This is a genomic window from Roseovarius gaetbuli (genome assembly GCF_900172365.1).
Lineage (GTDB): Bacteria > Pseudomonadota > Alphaproteobacteria > Rhodobacterales > Rhodobacteraceae > Roseovarius > Roseovarius gaetbuli.
Map to the genome: position 1 here is coordinate 1 of NZ_FWFJ01000089.1, position 4,373 is coordinate 4,373.

Below are 4,373 nucleotides of genomic sequence, written 5' to 3' on the forward strand. Positions count from 1 at the left end.
CCGAATAACCCTCAAAAATCCCATGTCTACCACTCCAATAGCCCCCAGCTGAATCAAGCAGGGGTAAGGTTGCACATGGGTCAATTCTCAATGACAATTTCTGCAGTTGCCGGGTCAGTTCTCAGTGACAATCAACAGCGTCGCGACCGGTAGCATAAAGCCGATCGAGGCGGCCATTGCGATTGGAAGCATGAAAGCAACAGGATCAGTGCCAAGTCCCGTCGCGACGGCACCGGCAATCGGTAAGAAGATCGCCGCCATCGCGGTATTGCTTGCCAACTCACCCACGTAGACGATGAGGGCGGCAATGAAGAGAAGAACGACGAACTTTGGCCAGTCACTTACCAGTTGAACACTCCCGCCGATCCAATCCGCTAAACCTGACTGTTGGATTACACCGGCGAGCGCCAGTCCACCGCCAAACAGTATCAGCACATCCCAACGCAAAGACGCGGCAGCTTCCCAGTCCAGCAACCGCCCGTCTTTGCCGTCAGAAATCATGAAAAGCGTCAGAGCGGCTATCATCGCGATACCCGCGTCGGAAAGCGCAACCATTGGAAAAATCCATTCGATCAATGGCCTTGAAACCCATGCAAGCGCAGTCAGCCCGGCAATAACTGCGACCCTGCGCTCAGCTTTCTGAATTGATTTAGGCACACGCAGATATTGACGTCGATCAACGACCGCGTTGGCGCCTGCCCGATAGTAATAGTCATAATAGTTTAGCAATGGATGCGATGATCATGCCGCGTGGGGCAGACAGAGATCAGACGACAGGCCCGATAATGCCGGGCAGCCAGCCATGGCTATGGCTTACGGTCTTTTTGGCCCTTTCAATGCTTTCAAGCTTCTGGTTCGCCTCGTCTGAGCAGCCATCAATATTGCCATACAGCGATATCAAGCAAATGATCCGGGACGGCGATGTCATGTCTGCCCAGCTGCAGGAACATGCAATTTCCGTTACAACGGAAGGGGCTGATCCGGAAAGTCCGACAACGTTTCGCGCTGTAACCCCGGCCCAGGGCGATCCTGAATTGTTGCCCCTTCTGGAACAGAGCGGTGCCGTAATCAGCGCGAAAGAGCCCCGAGGCGTCTCGATCTTTACCTATATCCTGCCGTGGGTCATGATCCTTGGAGCCTATTTGTTGCTGCAAAGGCGTATGATGGGCGGCACCGCTGGCGGAATTGGCAGCAGCGGGGTTGGCGCGTTTTTGAGCGGACGGTTTGCCAAGCCAAGCACTCCGACACAAAAGGTGACTTTTGCCGATGTCGCGGGCCAGGATCAGGCCAAGCGGGAGGTGTCCGAACTTGTGGAGTTTCTGCGCGATCCCGAGCGCTTTCAAAAGGTCGGAGCAGAGGTGCCGCACGGAGTGCTTTTGGTCGGTCCGCCGGGAACCGGCAAGACACTCCTGGCCAAAGCGCTGGCAGGTGAAGCGGATGTGCCTTTCTTTTCAACGTCCGGTTCGGAATTCATTGAAGTTTTCGTAGGCGTCGGCGCAGCCCGCGTACGCAAAATGTTCGAAGCGGCAAGAAGGGCAGCACCCGCTATTATCTTCATCGACGAACTGGACAGCATCGGACGCACCCGCGGCACAGGTCTAGGCGGTGGGCACGATGAACGTGAGCAAACGCTGAACCAAATTCTGGCAGAACTTGATGGTTTTGGAGGACGCGAAGCCGTGGTGGTTCTCGCTGCGACCAACCGTCCCGATGTTTTGGACCCTGCGCTGCTGCGGCCTGGTCGGTTTGATCGGCACGTCACGCTGAACCTCCCCGACAAGAATGCGCGACGCGCAATCCTGAACATACATGCCAGTAGGCTACCGCTGGAGGACTCCAGCGACCTTGATACGATGGCTGCAGGAACGACGGGCTTTTCTGGTGCTGATCTGAAAAACCTGCTAAACGAGGCTGCTATCAACGCGGCGCGACGCAATGCCAGCCTGATCACCAGTGATGATCTGGGCGAGGCCCGCGACAAAGTGATCATGGGAACTGTGCGGTCATTGGCCATCCGACCTGAGGAACACCACCGGCTGGCGGTTCACGAGGCCGGGCATACTGCCGCAGCCTTTTACACCCCAGATGCCGATCCGCTTTACAAGGTCACCATCATTCCGCGCGGCCACGCCTTGGGCGGAACGCATATGCTGAGCACGGCAGAACGCCACACATTGGACGAAACATATCTGAAGGCGCAGCTTGTCACCCTGCTGGCTGGCCGCGCGGCTGAGCGGCTTTTGATCGGAACAGTGAGTTCGGGTGCCGATGATGACATACGTCGTGCTACTGAGTTGGCTCGCTCGATGGTTGCCCGCTGGGGCATGACCGATGAGCTTGGCCCGATTGATCTGCGCCAAAGCGAGGACCATCCCTTCCTGGGACAATCCATCGCGCAACCGCGTGGCCATGCCGATGCGACGGCGGCACAGGTCGATCGGGCTGTGATTGCTGCGCTCAAAAAAGCAGAAAAACGGGCCTTGGATGTGATTGGGGAGCACAGATCGCAGGTCGAACATCTGATAGAGAGACTTGGAGCGAAAGAGACGCTGGGTTTTGAAGAAATCCAGCAATGCCTGGACCCTGATAGAGGGGTGACCACTCCGAAGCGGCCCGTCCGATCTCTCAGCAAAATACCTCCGTCAGGGTGACCCGGATATGATAACCCACTCTCCCCCAATTGTTCGCTGGGAGTTCATTGGAGCGCTAGTTACCATTCTGGCTGGCTCTGCACTTCATTTTGTTTTTGACTGGACTGGCGGCTGGCGCCCTGCCGCGATTATCGTGGCAGTAAACGAATCTATCTGGGAACACCTGAAACTCGCATTCTGGCCGGGTCTTTTCTGGGCGCTTTTACCCCAAGATTTTTCTGAATTAAGTTTGTGGGAACGCTTGGCGATTAAGGGTTTTACTCTTATTACGTCGGCCATTCTGATTGTTGTGATCTTCAAAAGTTACACAGCCATTCTAGGGAACAACATTTTACTGTTGGACATTGGTACATTTGTTGTGGCGATTGTGGCTGGTCAGGGCGCTTCTGCATGGTTGAATATACACGGGCTTCGCTACCCTCCTCTTATCGCGATTGGGCTTACTCTCTTGGTGCTCCAAATAGCCGCGTTCGCATGCTTCACAATTTTCCCACCAGACTTCTGGCTCTTTACCGATAGCCGCAATGGGCTTCGGGGTTTACCCTAAATGTTGAATGCCACTGAGAACTGACCCGGTAACCGACATCACGTACATCAAGACGCAATGAAGGATGGTCGCATCTGGCCGTCGTGATTGATCTGTTCTCAAGGCGTGCCCGTTGGCTGGTCAATTCGGGAAAAGCCAATTGCGAACATAAAGTTGGCTACTCCAAGCATCCTTTTAGGCTAACTCAACACCATAATTCCGCCGTATTCATCCATAAACTTGATAGTCTAAGAAAATCGAATCTGAGCGGCGTTAAATTTTAACGGTCAACCCTCAGGCTTCTTGGCAGTCGCCAGCAGACAACGCTGCACGGGTCTGTCCTACATGTCTGGGAAGGCAAGATGCGAGACGAACCTAACCTTACTGAATACCCATCCAATGCAGGTCTCAAAGTTGACGGCTCCAAGAAGCCAGGCCCAATTGATCCGGACCTTCGTGCAATAAAGTCCATTGTCGACGTGGATGATGCCCAGAAAGCCATCAAGCGATTAGCGCCAACGCAAGCAGAAGAAAACTTACAAACAATAGAGGGACACGCACGGGCATCCGAACAACCTCGTCAGAAGAAATCGCCTGCGCAATGGCTCCTCAAGCTCGTCGTGTCATTTCTCAGGCGCCCCGATGCTCCCAGGATATTGTCATTTCTGCTTTTGCTGACGATTTTGGTGCTGGAACCGGGCTTCGTGGTGTTTTTGTTCGTGATGGGCCTTCTGATCGGGCTTGTGCTCTTCTTCTCTTTTGGTCCCGACCGGGTTCAGAATTGGGTGATGAACCGTTATCGTCGCCTGCGGGAACGCGACCCGGACGCGGCGGAACGTATCCGACGGCGCGCTGCAGGGGCCAGCACAAGGCTTTCCGCACTCGTTGATAAACTGCCGGAACGGTGGACGACCGGCTTGTATCTTCCTGATTTCGAGGAACCGGCAGAGCTTCCTGAGAAATGGAAGTCTGATCCATTTGAACAGCTGGCAAACCAGTAACATTCCGACCTTTCTGTCCTGGCTGACCTTGCCGACGGAATAGATTGAAGAATTGTTGGCTGCAAAATGTAAGCGTCCGGCCTCGCTGCTCTGACATTTCATAGAGTGTGTTGATAAGTGTCCACTATTGATAGTGGACATCTTGAGGGCGGATATGGCGGGCAAGAAGGGTCAGAAGAAGCGTTTTTGGTCGGA

The 4,373-nt window shown here is 54.4% G+C and carries 4 protein-coding genes; 3 read left to right on the forward strand and 1 reads right to left on the reverse strand.

What is annotated here, in order from left to right; translation table 11 throughout:
- Positions 1-114 precede the first annotated feature (114 nt).
- The gene (locus tag ROG8370_RS19425) at positions 115-729 is read right to left on the reverse strand and encodes an SLC13 family permease (RefSeq protein WP_085828779.1); all 615 of its coding nucleotides are present in this window, start codon (positions 727-729) and stop codon (positions 115-117) included.
- Between ROG8370_RS19425 and ftsH the strand changes: the two genes are divergently transcribed.
- The 3 genes from ftsH to ROG8370_RS20395 all read left to right on the forward strand — a co-directional run bounded on the left by ftsH (position 729) and on the right by ROG8370_RS20395 (position 4,178).
- Positions 729-2,651, forward strand: coding sequence for an ATP-dependent zinc metalloprotease FtsH (gene ftsH, locus ROG8370_RS19430; RefSeq protein ID WP_245827545.1), 1,923 nt, complete (start codon positions 729-731; stop codon positions 2,649-2,651). The two genes, ROG8370_RS19425 and ftsH, sit on opposite strands and share 1 nt — an antisense overlap.
- A 7-nt stretch (positions 2,652-2,658) precedes the next feature.
- Positions 2,659-3,198, forward strand: a complete 540-nt coding sequence (locus ROG8370_RS19435; protein ID WP_085828780.1) for a DUF6512 family protein — start codon at positions 2,659-2,661, stop codon at positions 3,196-3,198.
- Positions 3,199-3,539: 341 nt separating this feature from the next.
- The gene (locus tag ROG8370_RS20395) at positions 3,540-4,178 is read left to right on the forward strand and encodes a hypothetical protein (RefSeq protein ID WP_139838237.1); all 639 of its coding nucleotides are present in this window, start codon (positions 3,540-3,542) and stop codon (positions 4,176-4,178) included.
- The last annotated feature ends 195 nt before the right edge of the window (positions 4,179-4,373 follow it).